18 protein-coding genes and 1 pseudogene are annotated in these 19,788 nt (G+C 70.3%); 7 read left to right on the forward strand and 12 right to left on the reverse strand.

The annotated features are described in order from the left end of the window. Positions 1–24 precede the first annotated feature (24 nt). From era to CV755_RS17020, 3 genes are all read right to left on the reverse strand, one after another. Positions 25–966 (reverse strand): GTPase Era, encoded by a 942-nt coding sequence (gene era / locus CV755_RS17010; protein ID WP_109281082.1) that lies wholly within the window; start codon positions 964–966, stop codon positions 25–27. Positions 967–1,043: 77 nt separating this feature from the next. Further along, the gene (locus CV755_RS17015; protein WP_109281920.1) at positions 1,044–1,397 is read right to left on the reverse strand and encodes a cytidine deaminase; all 354 of its coding nucleotides are present in this window, start codon (positions 1,395–1,397) and stop codon (positions 1,044–1,046) included. A gap of 26 nt (positions 1,398–1,423) precedes the next feature. Continuing rightward, on the reverse strand, positions 1,424–2,245 hold the full coding sequence (locus CV755_RS17020; protein ID WP_109281083.1) for a helix-turn-helix transcriptional regulator: 822 nt from the start codon (positions 2,243–2,245) through the stop codon (positions 1,424–1,426). 186 nt (positions 2,246–2,431) lie between these two features. Here CV755_RS17020 and CV755_RS17025 point away from each other — a divergent pair, with 186 nt between their 5' ends. Next, a complete protein-coding gene (locus CV755_RS17025) occupies positions 2,432–3,880 on the forward strand; it encodes an MFS transporter (protein WP_109281084.1) in 1,449 nt (482 codons plus the stop codon). A gap of 13 nt (positions 3,881–3,893) precedes the next feature. Here the strand turns inward: CV755_RS17025 and CV755_RS17030 are convergent, their stop codons facing one another. From CV755_RS17030 to CV755_RS17055, 6 genes are all read right to left on the reverse strand, one after another. Next, complete coding sequence (locus CV755_RS17030; RefSeq protein WP_109281085.1) at positions 3,894–4,313, reverse strand: SRPBCC family protein; 420 nt, start codon at positions 4,311–4,313, stop codon at positions 3,894–3,896. Next, on the reverse strand, positions 4,310–4,762 hold the full coding sequence (locus CV755_RS17035; RefSeq protein ID WP_109281086.1) for a DoxX family protein: 453 nt from the start codon (positions 4,760–4,762) through the stop codon (positions 4,310–4,312). The genes CV755_RS17030 and CV755_RS17035 overlap by 4 nt, the downstream gene beginning before the upstream one ends. Before the next feature lie 471 nt (positions 4,763–5,233). Continuing rightward, entirely contained in the window at positions 5,234–6,526 is a 1,293-nt protein-coding gene (locus tag CV755_RS17040; RefSeq protein ID WP_109281087.1) for a hemolysin family protein, read from the reverse strand. Then, a complete protein-coding gene (gene ybeY / locus CV755_RS17045) occupies positions 6,523–7,020 on the reverse strand; it encodes an rRNA maturation RNase YbeY (RefSeq protein WP_109281088.1) in 498 nt (165 codons plus the stop codon). Before ybeY ends, CV755_RS17040 begins: the two co-directional genes overlap by 4 nt. Before the next feature lie 38 nt (positions 7,021–7,058). After that, a complete protein-coding gene (locus CV755_RS17050) occupies positions 7,059–8,051 on the reverse strand; it encodes a PhoH family protein (protein ID WP_109281089.1) in 993 nt (330 codons plus the stop codon). 151 nt (positions 8,052–8,202) lie between these two features. Next, complete coding sequence (locus CV755_RS17055) at positions 8,203–9,372, reverse strand: PfkB family carbohydrate kinase (RefSeq protein WP_109281090.1); 1,170 nt, start codon at positions 9,370–9,372, stop codon at positions 8,203–8,205. A gap of 69 nt (positions 9,373–9,441) precedes the next feature. Here CV755_RS17055 and CV755_RS17060 point away from each other — a divergent pair, with 69 nt between their 5' ends. Beyond that, a complete protein-coding gene (locus tag CV755_RS17060; RefSeq protein ID WP_109281921.1) occupies positions 9,442–10,764 on the forward strand; it encodes a family 4 glycosyl hydrolase in 1,323 nt (440 codons plus the stop codon). A gap of 80 nt (positions 10,765–10,844) precedes the next feature. Beyond that, entirely contained in the window at positions 10,845–11,621 is a 777-nt protein-coding gene (locus CV755_RS17065) for an HAD family acid phosphatase (RefSeq protein WP_109281091.1), read from the forward strand. 40 nt (positions 11,622–11,661) lie between these two features. Here the strand turns inward: CV755_RS17065 and CV755_RS17070 are convergent, their stop codons facing one another. Both CV755_RS17070 and CV755_RS17075 read right to left on the reverse strand, forming a co-directional pair. After that, complete coding sequence (locus CV755_RS17070; RefSeq protein WP_109281092.1) at positions 11,662–12,570, reverse strand: ribonuclease Z; 909 nt, start codon at positions 12,568–12,570, stop codon at positions 11,662–11,664. Between the two features lie 5 nt (positions 12,571–12,575). Then, entirely contained in the window at positions 12,576–12,935 is a 360-nt protein-coding gene (locus CV755_RS17075) for a histidine triad nucleotide-binding protein (RefSeq protein ID WP_109281093.1), read from the reverse strand. A gap of 261 nt (positions 12,936–13,196) precedes the next feature. Between CV755_RS17075 and CV755_RS17080 the strand changes: the two genes are divergently transcribed. The 4 genes and pseudogenes from CV755_RS17080 to CV755_RS17100 all read left to right on the forward strand — a co-directional run bounded on the left by CV755_RS17080 (position 13,197) and on the right by CV755_RS17100 (position 19,121). Next, the gene (locus CV755_RS17080; RefSeq protein WP_109281922.1) at positions 13,197–14,405 is read left to right on the forward strand and encodes a glycosyltransferase; all 1,209 of its coding nucleotides are present in this window, start codon (positions 13,197–13,199) and stop codon (positions 14,403–14,405) included. Continuing rightward, positions 14,402–16,213, forward strand: coding sequence for a glycosyltransferase family 39 protein (locus CV755_RS36200; protein WP_422070556.1), 1,812 nt, complete (start codon positions 14,402–14,404; stop codon positions 16,211–16,213). Before CV755_RS17080 ends, CV755_RS36200 begins: the two co-directional genes overlap by 4 nt. A gap of 62 nt (positions 16,214–16,275) precedes the next feature. Beyond that, positions 16,276–16,707: pseudogene (locus tag CV755_RS17095) on the forward strand (GtrA family protein); the annotation flags it as partial. 77 nt (positions 16,708–16,784) lie between these two features. Then, a complete protein-coding gene (locus CV755_RS17100; RefSeq protein WP_109281923.1) occupies positions 16,785–19,121 on the forward strand; it encodes a galactose oxidase early set domain-containing protein in 2,337 nt (778 codons plus the stop codon). Positions 19,122–19,147: 26 nt separating this feature from the next. On the opposite strand, the gene CV755_RS17105 is transcribed toward CV755_RS17100, so the two are convergent. Beyond that, positions 19,148–19,744: a TetR/AcrR family transcriptional regulator gene (locus tag CV755_RS17105; RefSeq protein WP_109281094.1), complete on the reverse strand. Its 597-nt coding sequence runs from the start codon at positions 19,742–19,744 to the stop codon at positions 19,148–19,150. Positions 19,745–19,788 lie beyond the last annotated feature (44 nt).

Consider the following 19,788-nt stretch of genomic DNA (forward strand, 5'->3'; position numbering starts at 1 on the left):
GGCTGACCAGTCCGGTCGTAGCGGTCAGAAGCCCAGTCTGCGCAGCTGCTTGGGGTCGCGCTGCCAGTCCTTGGCGACCTTGACATGCAGGTCCAGGTAGACCGGCGTGCCCAGCAGCGCCTCGATGTGCTTACGGGACTTCATGCCGACCTCCTTCAGCCGGGCGCCCTTGGGGCCGATGATGATCCCCTTCTGGCTGGGGCGCTCGATATAGAGGTTGGCGTGGATGTCCAGCAGCGGCTTGTCCGCCGGGCGGTCCTCGCGGGGGAGCATCTCCTCGACCACCACGGCGATGGAGTGCGGCAGCTCGTCGCGGACGCCCTCCAGCGCGGCCTCGCGGATCAGCTCGGCGACCATGACCTGCTCGGGCTCGTCGGTGAGCTCGCCCTCGGGGTAGAGCGGGGGGCTCTCCGGGAGCAGGCCGACCAGCAGGTCGGCGAGCAGCGAGACCTGCTTGCCGGCGGTCGCCGAGACGGGGATGATCTCCGCCCACTCGATGCCCAGCTCCTGGCCCAGCTTCTGGACGGCCAGCAGCTGCTCGGCCAGCGCCTTGGAGTCCACCAGGTCGGTCTTGGTGACCACGGCCACCTTGGGGGTCTTCTTGATCGCGGCCAGCTCGGTGGCGATAAAGCGGTCACCGGGGCCGATCTTCTGGTCCGCGGGCAGGCAGAAGCCGATCACATCGACCTCGGCCCAGGTGGTACGGACCACATCGTTGAGCCGCTCGCCCAGCAGGGTGCGTGGCTTGTGCAGACCGGGGGTGTCCACCAGGACCAGCTGGGAGTCCGGGCGGTGCACAATGCCGCGCACGGTGTGCCGGGTGGTCTGCGGACGGTTGGAGGTGATCGCGACCTTCGTCCCCACCAGTGCGTTGGTCAGGGTCGACTTGCCCGCGTTGGGGCGGCCGACGAAGCACGCGAAGCCCGCGCGGAAGGGCTGCTGGGAGGAAGAGGGGGCCTTGTCCATGTCACATATTCTCCCTGATCGCCCCGGCGGCGCAGACCAGCGGGGCGATCAGGGGGCGATCAGCCACATCGAGGGGCTCAGCCGGCGGTGATCGCGGAGAGCGGGGTGCCGTCCGGCCCGGCCAGTATCACCGGGGTCCCGGGGCCGCCCAGGTCACTGACCGCCGCCCGGTCCTCCTCCGGCACCCCGGCCGCCTCGGAGACCACCGCCGCCGCCTCCAGGGACTTCGCACCGCTGGCCACGGCCATCGCCACCGCGGTCCGCAGGGCGCTCAGCCCCAGGGAGGGCAGGGCGACCGTCCCGGCGACATAGGTGCGCCCGGTCTCGTCCCGTACCGCCGCGCCCTCGGGGACGGCGTTACGGGCCCGGGTGGCGCGGGCGAGCGTGATCAGCTTGCGGTCTTCGGGGCCGAGCGCGGTGATGTCCGTCATGGGGTGAGGATAGTGAAACCGCTGGTTCACCCGGCCACCGAGTACATCCCGCCCCGGCGGCCCTCCGGGCTGGTGAGCCACTCCAGCTTGGCGGCGGTGCCGGAGTCCGGGACCGGGTTGTGGAAGACCAGCGCCAGGTCCGGGCGGGCCGGGACGCGCAGCTGGGTGGCCTCCAGATACAGGACACCGACCAGCGGGTGGCTGTACTCCTTGGTCAGCTGCCCGGCGGGACGCACATCGTTACGGGCCCACAGCTCGGCGAACTCCGGGCTGGTGGTGGCGAGTTCGGCGATGATCTCGGCGAAGCCCTCGTCCTCCGGGCGCTCGGCGCAGGCGGCGCGGTACTGGGCGACCACATGTTCCGCGTTCTCCCGCCAGTTGTTGGCGCGCGAGCGGTAGAAGGGGTCGGTGAAGAAGTCGATCAGGCAGTTCTGCCGGGTCTCCGGGCGGAAGCCCAGCACCAGACCGGCCGCCTCGTTGTAGGCGACGATGTTCCAGTAGGGGTCCATGATGTGCGCCGGGTAGGGCATCCAGCCGTCGATCAGCCGGTGCAGGCCGTCACAGAGGTAGTCCTCCGGATAGGCGGCGTCCGGCAGCGGCGGGTTGAGCCCGGCCAGTACATAGAGGTGGCGGCGCTCGGTGCCGTCCAGCTTGAGCACCCGGGCCACCGAGTCCAGGACCTGCGGGGAGACGGTGATGTCCCGGCCCTGCTCCAGCCACTGGTACCAGCTGGCGCCCACGCCGGCGAGCACCGCGACCTCCTCCCGGCGCAGGCCGGGGGTACGGCGGCGGGCGCCGCCGTCGGGGAGGCCGGCCTCGGCCGGGGAGACCCTGGCCCGGCGGCTCATCAGGAACTCCCGCAACTCCGGCCGCCGGCGCGACTGCCGCGCGGATGCCGTGGGGCGTGCGGACGCTGTGGACGGAGTGGTCCTTGTGGACGGAGTGGTCAAGGCTTCCCCCTGCTGCCTGGTGGTGCGGCCACCACCATAAACGCCTTCTCCCCATGGGTATTCCGGAAACCGGAGGGTGGGGGCATGGCGATCGACACCTCTCCCGCCCCACCGGTGGTGGCCGCGGCACCCGACCCCTCCCTCTCCGCCCGCGCAAAGCTGGTCCTGCTGGTGCTGTGCGCCGCCCAGTTCATCGTCGCGCTGGACTTCTCCATCCTCAACGTCGCACTGCCGGTGCTGGGTTCGGACCTCGGCATGGGCCAGGCCGATCTCCAGTGGGCGGTGACCGCCTTCGCCCTGCCCTCCGGCGGCTTTCTGCTGCTCTTCGGCCGGATCGGCGATCTCCTGGGCCGCAAGCGGCTGTTCCTGGCCGGGATGGCACTGTTCACCCTCGCCTCGGTGCTGGCCACGCTGGCCTGGGACCCGGCCGCCTTCCTGGCCGGGCGGACGCTCCAGGGGCTGGGCGCGGCGGTGATCGTCCCGACCGGTATGTCCCTGCTGACCACCACCTTCGCCGAAGGACCGCAGCGGGAACGGGCGTTGGGCGTCAGCGGCACCGTACTGTCGCTGGGCTTCACCGTCGGCATGGTGCTGGGCGGGGTGATGACGGACGCCCTCGGCTGGCGTTCCACCATGGGACTGCTGGCGGTGGCCGGGGTGGCGGTGCTGGCCCTGGCGCCCGGGCTGCTGCCGGAGTCCCGGCATCCGCAGCGGCCCCGGATCGACATACCGGGCGCGGTGACCGTGACCGGTGGTCTGCTGGCCCTGATCTACGCCCTGTCCAGCGCCGCCCAGCGCGGCTTCGGCGGCGCCGATGTGCTGGTCTCGCTGGTGGCCGGGGTGCTGCTGCTGGCCGCCTTCGTCCTGGTGGAATCGCGGGCCGCCCAGCCGCTGGTCTCGCTGCCGATGCTGCGGCGGCGCACGGTCGCCTGGGGGAACCTGGGCGGACTGGTCACTTTCTCGATGATGACCACCGTGGTCTTTCTGCTCACCCTGTATCTGCAGGAGGTGCTGAGGCTCTCCGCCTTCCGTACCGGCCTGGTCTTCGGGGTGCAGGGGGCGTTCGCGGCGGGGGCCGGGATTGTGGCGCCCCGGGTGATCGCCCGGTTCGGGGCCCGTAACACCCTGGTGACCGGGCTGGCGGTGCAGGCGGTGTGCACCGCGGTACTGCTGGGGCTGGGAGTGCGTTCCGGTGCCTGGCTGGCTCTGGTGGCGGCGGCCATCGCCTGCGTCGGCCATATGTGGGCCATCGTCGCCTATGGCGTCACCGTCACCTCCGGACTGCCGGACCATGAACAGGGCCTGGCCACCGGCCTGGTGACCAGCTCCCAGCAGCTGGGCATCACGGTGGGCATCCCGCTGCTGAGCGCGGTCTCCTCGGCGCGCACCGCGGACCTCAAGGACGGCGGCGCCTCCTTCGCCGAGGCCACCCTGGGCGGCGTACGGCTCGGCCTGGGCGTGGACGCGGCGGTGGTGGCCGTGGTGGCGGTGCTGATCGCGCTGGGGCTGCGGGGGCGGCGGGCGGGACGCTGAGGTGCCGCCGGGCTCAGCCCGGCCCCTCCGGCCCCGGGCCGCGCAGCCGGACCTGCTCCTCCAGCCGGGCCAGGCTCTGCTCCAGCGCCTCCTCGATGGCGCTGGGCTCGGGGGCGTGCGACTCGTCGAAGAAGGTCAGATGCACGGTCACCTGGCTGACGCCGCCGTTGTGGGCGCTCACCTGGAGCCAGCCGGTGTAGCGGCCGGCCTCCTTGGTGCCCCACTCCATGCGCAGCCGGTCCGGCTCGGTGCGCACCAGGGCGGCGGCGTCCTCGCCGGTACGGTCCTCATGGACGGTGACCGAGGGCGGATTCTGCGGGCGGACATGTACATCGCCGGGCAGCCAGCTGCCCAAGTGGCCTAGGTCGCAAGCCTCGTTGAAGACCACCTCGGGCATCGCGGGCATGGCCCGGGTGCGTTCGAACTCGCTCATCGATGGCTCCCCTGCGGCCGGTGCCGGGGGTGGCACCGGGACCGGTTCCGGGTCTTTCCGCCCGTGGCGGCGGTGATCAGCAGGCCGCCCATGATGGATGCGTTCTTCATGAAGTGGATCTTCTGCTGCATCCGTTTGAACTGGTCCTCCTCCTGCCAGAAGGCGTGACCGGCCAGGGTGGTGGGGACCAGGCTGGCGGCCAGGGTCAGCGCGGCGATCCTGGGAAACCGGCCGAGGGCGAGCATGGTTCCCGCCACGACATGGACCGCCCCATTGAGGCGGACCAGCGTACGGGCGTCCCTTGGCAGGCCGGGTACGCGCTCGGCGACGGCCAGGGCGACGGGGGCGGCGGCCTTGACCAGCGGTTCGGGTGGGTTGAGCGTCTGTAGGCCGCTGGAGAGGAACGAGGCGGAGAGCAGCGGTCTGGCAATGGCTTTGAGCAGGACCATTGCCCCCGGGTATCCCCAGTGCGCGGCGCTATGCGCGACTTCCCCCACTTGGCGGTGCGGGGCGCCCCTCTCAGCGGCGCGGGGAACTGCGCGACCAGCCCAATCCGGCCCGCAGCCGAACTCCGAGCGTCTTTGGCAGACGCCCGCCCCATCGCCGGGTGCGCCCCCGTTGGGGGCGCGGGGAACTGCGCGACCAGCCCAATCCGGCCCGCGCCGGCGACGATACGGCGTCTGCCAAGGGCGGTCGCCGTTCGGCCGCGGGCCGGTGGGTGGCTGGTCGCGCAGTTCCCCGCGCCCCTGAGGGGGCACCCGGCGACGTGTGGCGTCTGCCGAGGGCCGTTGCCGTTCGGCCGCAGGCCGGTGGGTGGCTGGTCGCGCAGTTCCCCGCGCCCCTGGCGGGGGCACCCGGCGGCGTATGGCCTCCCCGCGCCCCCGGTGGGGCGCACCCGGCAGCGGGAAGCCGGGGCTGGCTCAGACGGTTCGGACTGGCTCGACGAGTACCGTCACAATGCGGTTGCGGCGCCCCGCTGCCGCCTCGGCCGTGAGCCGGAGTGCGGACAGCGTGGGATCGGGACCCGGCGTGGCGAGCGGAACCTCCGCCACCGCCCCCGCGATCGGCACCCTGCCCAGCCGCTTGGCCAGCAGGCCCCCGACCGTCTCCACGTCCTCGTCGTCCAGCTCCAGGCCGTACAGCTCGCCGAGGTCTCCGATGTCCAGCCGGGCGGTCACCCGGTAGCGCTCGTCGCCCAGTTCCTCCACCGGCGGCAGCTCCCGGTCGTACTCGTCGGTGATCTCGCCGACGATCTCCTCCAGGATGTCCTCGATGGTGACGATGCCGGCCGTACCGCCGTACTCGTCGATCACCACCGCACAGTGCGTCCGCTGCTGCTGCATCTCGCGCAGCAGATCGCCCGCGTTCTTGGTGTCCGGCACAAACACCGCCGGCCGCATGGCCGTGGAGACCAGCTCGCTCTCCGCGTCCCGGCTGATATGCGTCTTACGGGCCAGGTCCTTGAGGTAGACGATGCCGACGATGTCGTCCTCGTTCTCCCCGGTGACCGGGATCCGGGAGAACCCGGAGCGCAGCGCCAGGGTGAGCGCCTGCCGGATGGTCTTGCCGCGTTCTATGACCACCAGGTCGGTGCGCGGCACCATCACCTCCCGCACCAGGGTGTCGCCCAGCTCGAACACCGAGTGCACCATCCGGCGCTCGTCGTCCTCGATCAGCGACTCCCGTTCGGCCAGGTCCACCATGGCCCGCAGCTCCGCCTCGGAGGCGAAGGGGCCCATCCGGAACCCCTTGCCGGGGGTGAGGGCATTGCCCAGCAGGATCAGCAGCCGGGGCACCGGGCCCATGATCCGGGCCAGCGGCAGCAGAACATAGGCGGCCGCGATGGCGGTGCCCAGCGGATGCTGGCGGCCGATGGTGCGCGGCGATACGCCGACCGCCACATAGGAGACCAGCACCATCAGCGCCATCGCGGCCAGCAGCGCCTGCCAGGTCTCGGCGAAGGAGTGCAGACAGACATAGGTGACCAGCACCCCGGCGGCCATCTCGCAGGTGATGCGCACCAGCAGCGCCACATTGAGGTAGCGGGTGGGGTCCGCGGCCACCGCCATCAGCTTGGCGCCACCACGCCGCCCGGAGCGCAGCACTTCCTCGGCGCCATAGCGGGTGGTCACCGAGAGGCCGGTCTCGGCGCAGGCGGCCAGCCAGGCCACCATCAGCAGCAGGACCGCGGCGGCGATCAGCTGGCCGGTCACGTGATCGTCGGAGCCGGGGAGGCCCCTTCGATGCCGCGCTCGGCTCGCCAGCCGTCGATGATCGCGGCCTGCAGGCCGAACATCTCGGCCTTCTCGTCGGGCTCCTCGTGGTCGTAGCCCAGCAGGTGCAGCACTCCATGGACGGTGAGCAGCTGGAGCTCCTCGTCCATGGAGTGCCGGGTCGGCGCCGCCTCGCCCTGCTGCTTGGCGACCTCCGGGCAGAGCACGATGTCACCGAGCAGGCCCTGCGGGGGCTCCTCGTCGTCCTTGGCCGGCGGACGCAGCTCGTCCATCGGGAAGGACATCACATCGGTCGGCCCGGGCAGATCCATCCACTGGATATGCAGCTGCTCCATCGCTTCGGCGTCAACCACGATGACCGACAGCTCGGAGAGCGGGTGAATGCGCATCCGGGCCAGGGCATAGCGGGCGACATCGAGGATCGCCTGTTCATCGACCTCGGTGCCGGATTCGTTGTTGACGTCGATCGCCATGGTGCTGGGTGGCTCCTGCTTCTCGATCACTGCGCCGGTTACTGCGCGGCGCGGCTGTCGTACCTGTCGTACGCATCGACAATACGGCCCACCAGCTTGTGCCTCACCACATCATTGCTGGTGAGGATGGAGAAGTGGACGTCGTCCACACCCTGGAGGATCTCCTGGACCTGGCGCAGACCGCTCTTGGTGCCGCCCGGCAGGTCGATCTGGGTGACATCACCCGTGATCACGATCTTGGAGTCGAAGCCGAGCCGGGTGAGGAACATCTTCATCTGCTCGGGGCTGGTGTTCTGGGCCTCGTCGAGAATGATGAAGGCGTCATTGAGCGTCCGGCCGCGCATATAGGCCAGCGGCGCCACCTCGATCGTCCCGGCGGCCATCAGCCTGGGGATGGAGTCGGGGTCGAGCATGTCGTGCAGGGCGTCGTAGAGCGGCCGCAGATAGGGGTCGATCTTCTCGTAGAGGGTGCCGGGCAGGAAGCCCAGCCGCTCCCCCGCCTCCACCGCGGGCCGGGTCAGGATGATCCGGTTGACCTGCTTGGACTGGAGCGCCTGCACCGCCTTGGCCATGGCCAGATAGGTCTTTCCGGTACCGGCGGGGCCGATGCCGAAGACCACGGTGTGCTTGTCGATGGCGTCCACATAGCGCTTCTGGTTGAGCGTCTTGGGACGGATGGTGCGGCCCCGGCTGGAGAGGATGTTCTGGGTGAGCACCTCGGCAGGCGTCTCGGCCTGGCTCTCCTCGTCGCGCAGCATGGCGATCGAGCGTTCCACCGCGTCCTCCGTCATCGGCGCACCGGTCCGGAGCACCAGCATCATCTCGTCGAACAGGCGCTGAACCAGGGCGACTTCATGCTGCTCGCCGGTAGCGCTGACCTCATTGCCGCGGACATGGATGTCCGTGGCCGGAAAAGCCTTCTCGATCACGCGCAGCAGCGCATCGCCGGAGCCCAGTACGGTCACCATGGGGTGCTTGGCCGGGACGGTGAAGCGGGCCTGTGCCTGCGGTCGTGTGGGTGTCTGAGTCATGGGCCGGCTCTCTGGCCTGCTCAACCCCTCTTTCTCTGTCGAGAACCCTGGATGACTCCAGGGTACGACGCCCTCCGGGCCCCCTCCGAGGGGTTTTACGAGCCGGGGCCGCCCCCGCACGGATCCGGTTACCGCCCCCGCAGGGATCCGGCTACCGCCCGCGGAAGCCCAGTGTCGGCACCGCCCGCCGCAGCGGCCAGGGCCGGGCCGCCGAGGGCAGCACCCCGTCCAGGAAGGAGTAGCGGCGCAGCGCGTCCCCGGCCTGGTCGTCATAGGAGCGCAGGTGCTGCCACCAGGCGGCGATCTCCACCCAGCCGGGGGCGGAGAGCGAGCCGCCGAACTCCTGGACGGAGAGGGCCGAGGTCAGACAGGCGAAGGCCAGCCGGTCGGGCAGCGGCCAGTCGGCCAGGGTGCCGGTGACAAAGGCGGCCACAAAGACATCCCCGGCGCCGGTGGGGTCCAGGGCCTCCACATTGATCGCCGGTACCTCGGCGGTCTCCCCGGTGCGCGAGTCGGCCGCGTACGCCCCCTTCTCCCCCATGGTCACCACGGCCAGCGGCACCCGCTCGGCCAGCGCCCGGGCCGCGGCCCGCGGGCAGTCGGTGCGGGTGTAGCGCATGGCCTCCTCGGCGTTGGGCAGAAAAGCCTCGCAGTGCTCCAGGCCGGCCAGGTCGTCAGGATCCCAGCGGCCGGTGTCGTCCCAGCCCACATCGGCGAAGACCCGGCTGCCGCGCCGGGCCGCCCTGGCGATCCACTCCTCCCGTTTGCCGGGCTCCAGCAGGGCCACCGCGGCCCGGGCCGGGCCGGGGCACTCGGGTCTGGGCGTCTCGGGCGCCTGGTGGCCGTGCGAGACCATGGTGCGCTCGCCCTCATAGGCCATGGAGACGGTGACCGGAGAGTGCCAGCCGGGCACCACCCGGGACTGGCTGAGGTCGATGCCCTCGCCCCGGGAGAGCGCCTCCCAGCAGTACTCGCCGTACATATCGTCGCCGAAGGCGGCGGCCAGCGAGGTGCGCAGGCCCAGCCGGGCCAGCGCGGTGGCCATATTGGCGATGCCGCCGGGGCTGGAGCCCATGCCCCGGGCCCAGGACTCGGTGCCGCGCACCGGGGCGGAGTCCAGGCCGGTGAAGATGATGTCCAGGAAGACGGTTCCGGTGAGGAAGACATCGGTGGCCGGATCGTCCCCGGAGCGGACCTCGGCGAGCGGGTCGAGGACCGGTGCCGCACCCTCGAAGGCGGGCTGCGCGGGCTCCCGGCACACGGGCGAGGGCCCTTGGCACGAGGAAGCGGAAGAGGAAGCGGAAGAGGACGGATTCGGCATCTGGGCTCGTGGCTCCTCTCGCGGATGCGGTTCCGGACAGTCTGCCCGATGCTGCGGTACGTTCCGGCCATGAGGCTGACAATTCTCGGCGGCGGTGGTTTCCGGGTGCCCCTGGTCCACCGGGCTCTGCTGGACGACGCGCGGCGCGACGCGCCGGGTCGCGTCACCGAACTCGTGCTCTATGACACGGATTCGACCCGTGCTGATGTGATCTCCTCGGTGCTGGCGGCCCAGGAGCAAGGGGTGCCGGGCGCGCCCTCGGTAAGAATCGCCCGCACCCTGCAACAGGCCCTGGGCGGGGCCGACTTCGTATTCTCGGCGATCAGAGTGGGGGGCACCGCGGGACGCGCCCGGGATGAACGGATCGCCCTGGGCGAGGGGGTGTTGGGCCAGGAGACGGTGGGCGCCGGCGGGGTGCTCTACGGGCTGCGGACCGTACCGGTGGCCATGGAGATCGCCGAACTGGTGGCGGAACGGGCCCCGGACGCCTGGGTCATCAACTTCACCAATCCGGCCGGGATGGTGACCGAGGCGATGTCCTCGGTGCTGGGCGACCGGGTGATCGGGATCTGTGACTCCCCGGTGGGCCTGGTGCGCCGCGCCGCCCGGGCGGCGGGCATCGACGCCGAGCTGGCCGAATACGACTATCTCGGGCTCAACCACCTCGGCTGGCTGCGGTCGTTGCGCCATGACGGCCGTGAACTGCTGCCCGGTCTGCTGGCGGACGACGCGGCGCTGGCCGGCATCGAGGAGGGCAAGCTCTTCGGCGGCCGCTGGCTGCGGGCGCTGGGTGCGCTGCCCAATGAGTATCTGCACTACTACTACTTCCGCCGGGAGACCCTCGCGGCCGCCCGGCAGGCCGCGCAGACCCGGGGGGAGTTCCTCCAGGAGCAGCAGGGCGGCTTCTTCACCGCGGCGGCCGCCGACCCCGAGCGCGCCCATGAGCTCTGGGAGCGCGCCCGGCTCCAGCGCGAGGAGACCTATATGGCCGACAGCCGGGCGGCCAGCGGCGGCTGGCAGCGCGACTCCTGTGACCTGGAGGGCGGCGGCTACGACCGGGTGGCGCTGGCGCTGATGCGGGCGGTGTCCCGGGATGAGCGCACCCGGCTGATCCTCAATGTCCGCAATGGCGGCGTCGTCCCGGAGCTGGACCATGAGGCGGTCATCGAGACGGTCTGCGAGGTGAGCGCCAAGGGCGCCCAGCCGCTGCCCGGCGCCCCTTTGCGGGAGGACCAGCTGGGGCTGATGTTCCAGCTCAAGGCGGTGGAACGGGCCGTGATCGAGGCGGCCTTGGGCCAGGACCAGGACCTGGCGCTAAGGGCCCTGGCGCTGCATCCGCTGGTGGACTCCCCAGCGGTGGCCGCCCGCATTCTCGACCGAGCGGTGGCGTGAGAAGAGTGACATTGACCGGGTGCGGCGCCAAGCCCTAGCTTTCGCGCTGCACCCACCTTTGCTTATCAGGAGCTGACACGTTGTCTACGCGCGTCCGTATCGCCGCAGCCACCGCCGCCCTCGCCGTCGGGGCCGGCCTGTACGCCGCCGGGGCGGCCACCGCCGGCCACTCGGTCCCGGTCACCGACAAGGAGATCCCGAACCTCACCCAGGTCCAGGACAAGATCAAGGCGTACTACGGCGACACCGTGGACTCCAAGGGCCGGCACTGGGCGTCCGCCAACAGCAACTACGCCAAGCAGGTCGAAGGCGTGGAGGCCAAGGCCAAGCAGCAGCTGGAGCAGGTCGTCAAGAACGCCAAGCACAACAAGGTCAAGCCGGCCATTGTGCTGGACGTGGACGACACCACGCTGCTCACCTACAACTACGAGCTCCAGCAGGGCTTCGCCTTCACCCCGCAGTCCCAGGACGCGTACCTGAAGTCCACCGACATGCCGGCCGTCTTCGGCATGCCCAAGCTGGTCAACTGGGCGCAGTCCAAGGGCATCACGGTCTTCTATGTCACCGGCCGGGACGAGCACCAGCGGGCCTGGAGCGTGCGCAACCTGAAGAACGCGGGCTACAAGCCGGTGGCCGACCGGGCCCACTTCTTCCTGAAGAACAAGAAGACCCCGCCGGCCTACCTGGCGTGCGGTGCCAAGTGCACCACCATCGAGTACAAGTCGGGCACCCGCAAGCACATCGAGTCCGAGGGCTACCGCATCGTCGCCAACTTCGGCGACCAGTACAGCGACCTCAAGGGCGGCTACAGCGAGCGCACTTACAAGCTGCCGAACCCGATGTACTACCTGCCGTAACCGGGTGCCCCGGTTTCGGGGCGCCCCCCTCAGGGGCGCCCTACGCCCGCTTGGGGACCGGCACCGTCATAAGGTCCCGGGCGACGGTCAGTTCGCCCGCGAACCCAGCCGCCCGGGCCTGCCGCTCGAAGATCTCCGGGTCGTCATAGCGCTGCGAGAAGTGCGTCAGCACCAGATGCCGGACGCCCGACTCGGCCGCCACCCGGGCCGCCTGGCCCGCCGTGAGGTGGCCGTGCTCGGTGGCCAGCACCCGGTCCTCGTCGGTGAAGGTGGACTCGATCACCAAGAGGTCGCAGCCCTCGGCCAGTTCGAAGACGCCCTCGCAGAGCCGGGTGTCCATGATGAAGGCGAAGCGCTGGCCGCGCCGCTCCTCGCTCACCTGGTCAAGGGTGACGCCGCCCAGCGAGCCCTGGCGCTGGAGCCGGCCGATGTCCGGCCCGGCGATGCCGAGTTCGGCCAGCCGCTCGGGGAGCATCCGCCGGCCGTCCGGCTCCACCAGACGGTAGCCATAGGACTCCACCGGATGCGACAGCCGCCGGGCACTCAGCTCATACCCCTTGGTACGGGCCAGCATCTGCCGCTCGCCGGAGACCGGCTCGGGCGCCAGCTTGACCATCTCCTTGTAGGCGGTGGCATAGCGCAGCCGCTCGAAGAAGCGCCGGCCGCTGGCCGGGTAGTGCGCGGTGACCGGGTGCGGCACCCGGTCAAGATTGATCCGCTGGATCACCCCGGCCAGCCCCAGTGAGTGGTCGCCATGGAAGTGGGTGACACAAATCCGGTTGAGGTCATGGGCCGCCACCCCGGCGCGCAGCATCTGCCGCTGGGTGCCCTCGCCGGGATCGAACAGCAGGCCCTCGCCGTCCCAGCGCAGCACATAGCCGTTGTGGTTGCGGTGGCGGGTGGGCACCTGGCTGGCGGTGCCCAGGATCACCAGTTCACGGACGGACAAGGCGACTACCCGGGCGGCCAGTTGAGCCCGCGCCCGCCGAGCACATGCAGGTGGGCGTGGAAGACGGTCTGCCCGGCGCCGGAACCGGTGTTGAAGACGACCCGGTAGCCCTTCTCGGCCACGCCCTCCAGGGCGGCGATCTCGCCGGACTCACGCAGTATGTCCGCGATCACCTGGGGCTCGGCGGCGGCCAGCGAGGCGGCGTCGGGGTGGTGCACCTTGGGGATCACCAGGACATGGGTGGGCGCCTGGGGGTTGATGTCGCGGAACGCGACGGTGGTCTCGGTCTCCCGGACGACGGTCGCCGGCACCTCCCCCGCGACAATCTTGCAGAACAGGCAGTCCGCCTGCGGTTCTCCCGCCACCGCTCAGCTCCTTAAAGGGTCGTCGGCTCACTGTTTATGCGGATGTTACCGGGCAGGGCCCCAGGCCCCGGCAGAGGTATTTGTGAAACAAGGTTTTATAGGTTTCACACCCAAGCTTCACCTTCCCCCCTTACTCTCTCCTTGGGGGAACGCGCGTACAGGGGAGCGCGTGTGTGATGCCCCGGCGTGCCGGGGCAGTTCCAAGGGGGGCCGTTGTTCATCTCCGCCGTTGTCTGTCTGGTGTCACTGGCCCTGTTCTGGATGGCGGCCTTCACCCTCTGGTGGCAGATGCACGCCTGGCGCACTCCCGAGACGCTGGCCGCCACCCGCTTCCATCCGCCCAGCGGCGAGGGGGCGTTGAGCTTCTCGCTGCTGGTCCCGGCCCGCCATGAACAGGCCGTGCTGGAGCACACCGTCAACCGGCTGCTGGAGTCCACCCATGGCGACTTCGAAGTGCTGGTGATCATCGGTCATGACGACCCGGAGACCGCCGAGGTCGCCCGGCGGGTGGCCGCCACCGCGCCGGACCGGGTGCGGGTGATCACGGACACCCATGAGAAGAAGAACAAGCCCAAGGCGCTCAACACCGCGCTGCCGCACTGCCGGGGCGAGGTGGTGGGCGTCTTCGACGCCGAGGACCAGGTCCACCCGGAGCTGCTCAGCCATGTCGATCACGCCTTCCGCTCCACCGGGGCGGATGTGGTGCAGGGCGGCGTCCAGCTGATCAACTTCCACTCCAGCTGGTACAGCCTGCGCAACTGCCTGGAGTATTTCTTCTGGTTCCGCAGCCGGCTGCATCTGCACGCGGCCAAGGGCTTTATCCCGCTGGGCGGCAACACCGTCTTCGTCCGCACCGAGGTGCTGCGCGAGGCCGGCGGCTGGGATCCCGACTGCCTTGCCGAGGACTGCGATCTGGGGGTGCGGCTGTCCAGCCGGGGCAAGCGGGTGGTGGTCGCCTATGACTCGGAGATGGTCACCCGGGAGGAGACCCCCGGCAGCCTGATGAGCCTGCTCAAACAGCGAACCCGCTGGAACCAGGGCTTCCTTCAGGTCTACCGCAAGCGGGACTGGCGCCAACTGCCCAGCCTGCCGCAGCGGATGCTGGCCCGCTACACCCTGATGACGCCCTTTATGCAGGCGTTCACCGGCGTCATCATCCCCATCGACATCGGCATAGCGCTGCTGCCCGATGTGCCGGTGGGGGTCACCATCGTGGCCTTCCTGCCCGCCATCACCGCCCTGGTCACCTTCGCCTTCGAGGTTGTCGGGCTGCATGACTTCGGCGTCCAGTACGGGCTGCGGGTACGGCCGGTGCACTACGCCAAGCTGGTGGCCGGCGGCCCCTTCTACCAGTTGCTGCTCGCCGGGGCCGCGGTGCGCGCGGTCTGGCGGGAGCAGCGCGGCCGCAGTGACTGGGAGCTCACCCGGCATGTGGGCGCACACCTCACCGGCGAGGATGTGCCCGCGTGACCACCACCCTGCCCACCGCGCCCAGACGCGAACGCATACCGCCGCCGGCGCCCCGCCCGCCGGTGCTCGGGCTGCGCACCTCCCGCCCGGATCTGCTGGTCTGCGCGGCGGTGCTGGCCGCGATCGTCTGCGTCCAGGGCTGGAACATCACCGGCTTCCCGGCGCTCAGCGATGACGAGGGCACCTATCTCGCCCAGGCCTGGGCCGTACAGCAGGACAAGGGCCTGGCGCACTACACCTACTGGTACGACCATCCGCCGCTGGGCTGGCTGCAGTTGGCGGTGGTCACCTGGCTGCCCTCGGTGCTGGCCCCGGCCACCCTCTCGGTGGCCCCGATGCGGCCGGCCATGCTGCTGGTGACCGCGGTGAGCGCGGTGCTGCTCTTCGCACTGGCCCGGCGGCTGGGCCTGCCGCGCTGGGCGGCCGCCCTGGCCATGGCCCTGTTCGGCCTGTCCCCGCTGGCGGTGGTGCTCCAGCGGGAGATCTTCCTGGACAACATCGCGGTGCTGTGGATGCTGCTGGCCTTCTTCCTGGCGGCCTCGCCACGGCGGCACCTCTGGCACCACTTCGGGGCCGGGCTGGCGGCCGCGGTGTCGGTGCTGTCCAAGGAGACCATGCTGGTGGTGCTGCCCGCGCTGCTGGTCACCATGTGGCGGCACAGCCACCGTGACACCCGCAAGTTCGCGGTGACCGGGGCGGTCACCGCCTGCGGCCTGATCGGCCTGACCTATCCGCTCTATGCGCTGCTCAACAACGAGCTGTTCCCCGGCCCCGGCCATGTCTCGCTGATCGACGGCATCAAGTACCAGCTGAACCGGGCCGGTTCGGGCTTCATCCTGGATCCGCACTCCGGCGCGCACGCCGCCCTGCACTCCTGGCTCTACTACGACACGGTGCTGCCACTGGGCGGGCCGGCCGCCACGGTGCTGCTGCTGGCCTCGGCCCGCTGGTCGGTCACCGGCCGCGCCCTGGCCGGTCCCGCCCTGGCCGCCGCCATCCTGGCCCTGGTCGCCCTGCGCCCCTCCGGCTACCTCCCGGCCATGTACATCATCCAGGCCCTGCCCTTCCTGGCCCTGTCCCTGGCGGGGGTTGCCGCCTCGGTGACCCATGCGGTGCTGCGGGGGCGCCTGCCGATGCGGAGACCGGCGCGGCGCCTCGCGGTGCCGGGCGCACCCTCGCCCCAGCGGCCGGTGGGACGGCTCCTGGGCCGGGCCTCGGGCGACGCGCAAGCGGTTGCCGGTGCGGTGCCGGGCGGCGTCCTGGCGGGGACTACCGGAACCTCGCCCCGTGCCGCCGGGCTCGCCCGGACCGGTCTTCAGCCCGTACGCCGGGGCGGCACCCGGAATGCGCCGGCCCGCCGTACCGTGGTGGCCGCCCTGGCCGCCGGATGCGCGCTGCTGGTCGTCCCCCGCTGGTATCACGGGGACCGGATCGCATTGACGGCCGACGCCAACTCGCCCTATCGGCAGGCCGCTTCCTGGCTGGGTGATACGGCCCGGGTGCCGCGGCCGGCCCGTACCAGGGTCCTCGCCGATGACGCCATCTGGCTGGACCTGGTGCACTCCGGCTACCGGCCCGGCACCGGGGTGATCTGGTTCTACAAGGCCGATCTGGATCCGGCGGTCGGCAGCACCCTGCCGCATGGCTGGCGGGACCTGGACTATGTGGTCGCCTCACCGACCGTACGCCGGGACGCGGCCACCCTCCCCCTGGTGCGGGCCGCCCTGCGCAACTCCCGGGCCGTGGCCGTCTTCGGCGCCGGGGTGGACCGGATCGAGATCCGCCGGGTCAACCGGGCGGGCCGATGACCGTACCCGACACCCTGCGGGCCGAGGCCGCCGCCACCGCGCCCACCGCCACGCCCGGCAACCGGCTGGGGCTCCCGCTGGCCCGGCTGGTCACCTTTGGGCTGATCGGCCTCACCGGCTTTCTGCCCAACCTCCTGGGCCTCAAGTTGCTGATCTCCGCCGGGATGTACTACCTCCCGGCCGAGATCGTGGCCAACCAGTTCGGCGTGCTGTGGAACTTCGTTCTCACCGAGGCCCTGCTCTTCCGCCAACGCCGGGGCCACCGCCACTGGGCGGACCGGGTGCTGCGCTTCGCCCTGCTGGCCAATGCCGATCTGCTGCTGCGCATTCCGCTGATCGCCCTCCTGGTCGGCGTGGGGCACCTGGGAGCCTTGTCCGCCACCGCGCTCGCCCTGCTCACCACCTTTGTCCTGCGTTTTGTGGCCACCGAGGCCCTGGTCTATCTCCCCCGCAAGCGCCCCGGGCGCCACCGCCGAAGCAGAAGGGATCATTAGTGGCCCTGCGCACCCCCTTTCTCAGAGCCAGACGCACCAGGGCCGCGAGCGCCCTGCTCCTCGCCACCGGCGCCTCCATGGGACTGCTGCTGGCCACTCCCCATCCGGCCAGGGCCGGATCCAATCTCGTGGTCAACCCGGGCTTTGAGTCCACCGGTTCGGATGGCATGCCCACCTGCTGGGAGAAGGCCGGCTGGGGCGACAATGACTTCACCGTCACCACCACCGGCCCCGAGCAGGCGCACAGCGGCAGCAAGGCGCTGTCCATCACCCTCACCCGCCGGGTGAACGGCGACCGCAAGGCGATGATGCTGGAGAACACCTCCTGCGCCCCGGGAGTGACGCCGTCCCGGCAGTACGACCTGTCGCTGTGGTACAAGTCCACCACTCCGGACGCGGCCATCACGGTCTTCCGGCATGACGTCCAGCAGGGCTGGCAGTACTGGACCGACCTCAAGTCGCTGCCGGTGAGCCAGGGTTATACGCAGGCAGCGGTCCGTACCCCCGTGGTTCCGCCCAACACCGACCAGCTCACCTGGGGCGTATCGGTCTATGGACCGGGCACCGTGGTCTCCGACGACTACGACATGGAGGACGCCACCCAGCCCGCCACCGGCGCGGTCTGCACCGCGGGGGACGCCTGCACCAAGGGCAGTTGGCAGGTGATGCCGTTCCGCAACCCGGTGCGCAGCATGCACTCGGTAGTGCTGCGCAATGGCAAGGTGCTGCTGGTGGCCGGCTCCGGCAATGACCCCGGCCTGTTCAAGGCGGGCACCTTCTCCTCCGCCGTCTATGACCCGAAGACGGGCTCGTTCAAGACCGTTCCCACCCCGGTGGACATGTTCTGCGGCGGCCATGTCCAGCTCTCCGACGGCCGGGTGCTGATCATGAGCGGCAATAAGTCCTATCCGGCGGCCGATGGCAGCCATGGCTATGAGGGCCTCAAGGACAGCTATCTCTTCGACCCCGACACCGAGTCGTACACCAGGGTCAACGACCTGGACGACGGCCACTGGTACCCCTCCGCGACCGAGCTGGGCAATGGCGATGTGATCACCTTCGGCGGCCTCAAGCAGGACTCCAGCGGCAATGTCACCGCCCAGAAGTTCTCCGCCGCCCAGCAGAAGTGGCTGCCCGGCAACCAGGTCAACCAGACCTGGTCGTACTGGGGCCTGTATCCGTCCATGATCCTGATGCAGGACGGGCGGCTCTTCTACTCCGGCAGCCATGTCTTCGGCAATGGCACCCCCGGCACCGGCGCCTCCATCTACGACTACAACGCCAACACCATCACCGATGTACCCGGCCTCCAGGACAAGGACCACCGCGACCAGTCGATGAGCGTGCTGCTGCCGCCCGCCCAGGATCAGCGGGTGCTCACCATGGGCGGCGGCAATGTCAATGACAACCCGGAGGCGAGCCGGCTCACCGATCTGATCGACCTCAAGCAGGCCAGTCCCCGTTATCTGCCCGGGCCCTTGCTGCCCCAGGGCACGGTGGACATGGGGCAGGGCCCGAAGCCGGAGAGCGGCGCCCAGGGCAAGATGTATGTCTCCGCGGTGCTGATGCCGGACGGCCAGGTGCTGGAGACCGGCGGCGGTCTGCACGACCGGGCCGACCCGGTCTTCGAGGCGTCCATGTACGACCCGGCGAGCAACTCCTTCAAGCCCGGCATGGCCACCGACCCCATTCCGCGGACGTATCACTCCTCGGCCTTTCTGCTGCCGGACGGCCGGGTGATGGCGGTCGGCGACAACCCCGGCAACGGCACCTTCGACGAGCATGTCTCCATCTACACCCCGCCCTATCTCTTCAAGGGGGCGCGGCCGCAGATCACTTCGGTGGCCAATGACAAGTGGCAGTACGCAAGCACCCAGCGCATCACGGTGGACCGCCCGGTGGTCAAGGCCGAGCTGATCCGCCCGGCGGCGGTCACCCACTCCTCCGACCCCAACCAGCGCTTTGTGGACCTGCCGATGACGGTGGGCTCCGATGGCACCACCATCGACCTCAATGTCACCAGCAACCCCAACTTGGCGCCGCCCGGCTGGTACATGCTCTTCGCGGTGGACGCGGCCGGGGTGCCCTCGGTGGCCTCCTGGGTGCACCTGGGCGGGCCGGACGCACTGGCCTCCCCCATGACGCACGACTTCGCCCGCCATATGTCCCATGACCCCAAGTCGCCCATGAAGCAGCGGAGTTCACAGCCGGTATCCCCGCAGATCTCCGGCTGCGACCGCCACTACGGCACGGCCGGTGTCTGTGTTCCCACCGTCTTCCCGCAGTCGGTGGCCCCGACCACCGAGGGCCGGTGTTCCTGGCTGAAGTCCCATGGCTATGGGAAGTTGCGGGTCAATGGCACCGCCGACCCGCTGCGGCTGGATCCCCGGCGGACCGGAACGGCCTGCGGCTGACCGCCCCGGCCGCCGGGCACACCGCCCTAACGCCCGGCGGCCTCCTCCTCGGTTTCCGTCTTCGGCCAGTTCTCCAGCGCGAGATGCAGCGCCTCGACCGTCCGCCGCCAGGACAGCTCCACCGGGCGGGCGTGCCCGAAGCCGCCGCTGGCCTCCAGGCTGATAAAGCCATGGAAGGTGCTGCGCAGCAGGCGCACCGCGTCGGTGAGGTCCGGTTCGGCCAGGCCGTAGCCGCGCAGCATGCCGTAGGTGATCTCCGCGGTACGGGCGAGGGCGGGGGCCTCGGCCACCACGGCCGGGTCCATCCGGATCTGGGTGGCCGCGTACCGGCCGGGGTGGGCCAGGGCGTACTCCCGGTAGGCATCGGCGAACGCCACCAGGGCGTCCTTGCCCGCCCGTCCCGCGACGGCGGCCCCGATCCGGTCGATCAGCTCTCCACCGGCCAGCAGGGCCAGGCGCACCCGCAGATCCTGAAGGTTCTTGACATGGGAGTAGAGGCTGGCGTCCTTGACCCCGAAGCCGCGGGCCAGCGCGGAGATGGTCACCTTCTCCAGGCCGACCTCGTCCGCCAGGTCGGCCGCCGCTCTGGTGAGGCGCTCGGCGGAGAGTCCCGCACGTGCCATGGTTACCTCGCTTCCTAATTGAATTAATAGTTTGCCTAGACAGT

Source organism: Streptomyces orinoci (genome assembly GCF_003121295.1).
Lineage (GTDB): Bacteria > Actinomycetota > Actinomycetes > Streptomycetales > Streptomycetaceae > Streptomyces > Streptomyces orinoci.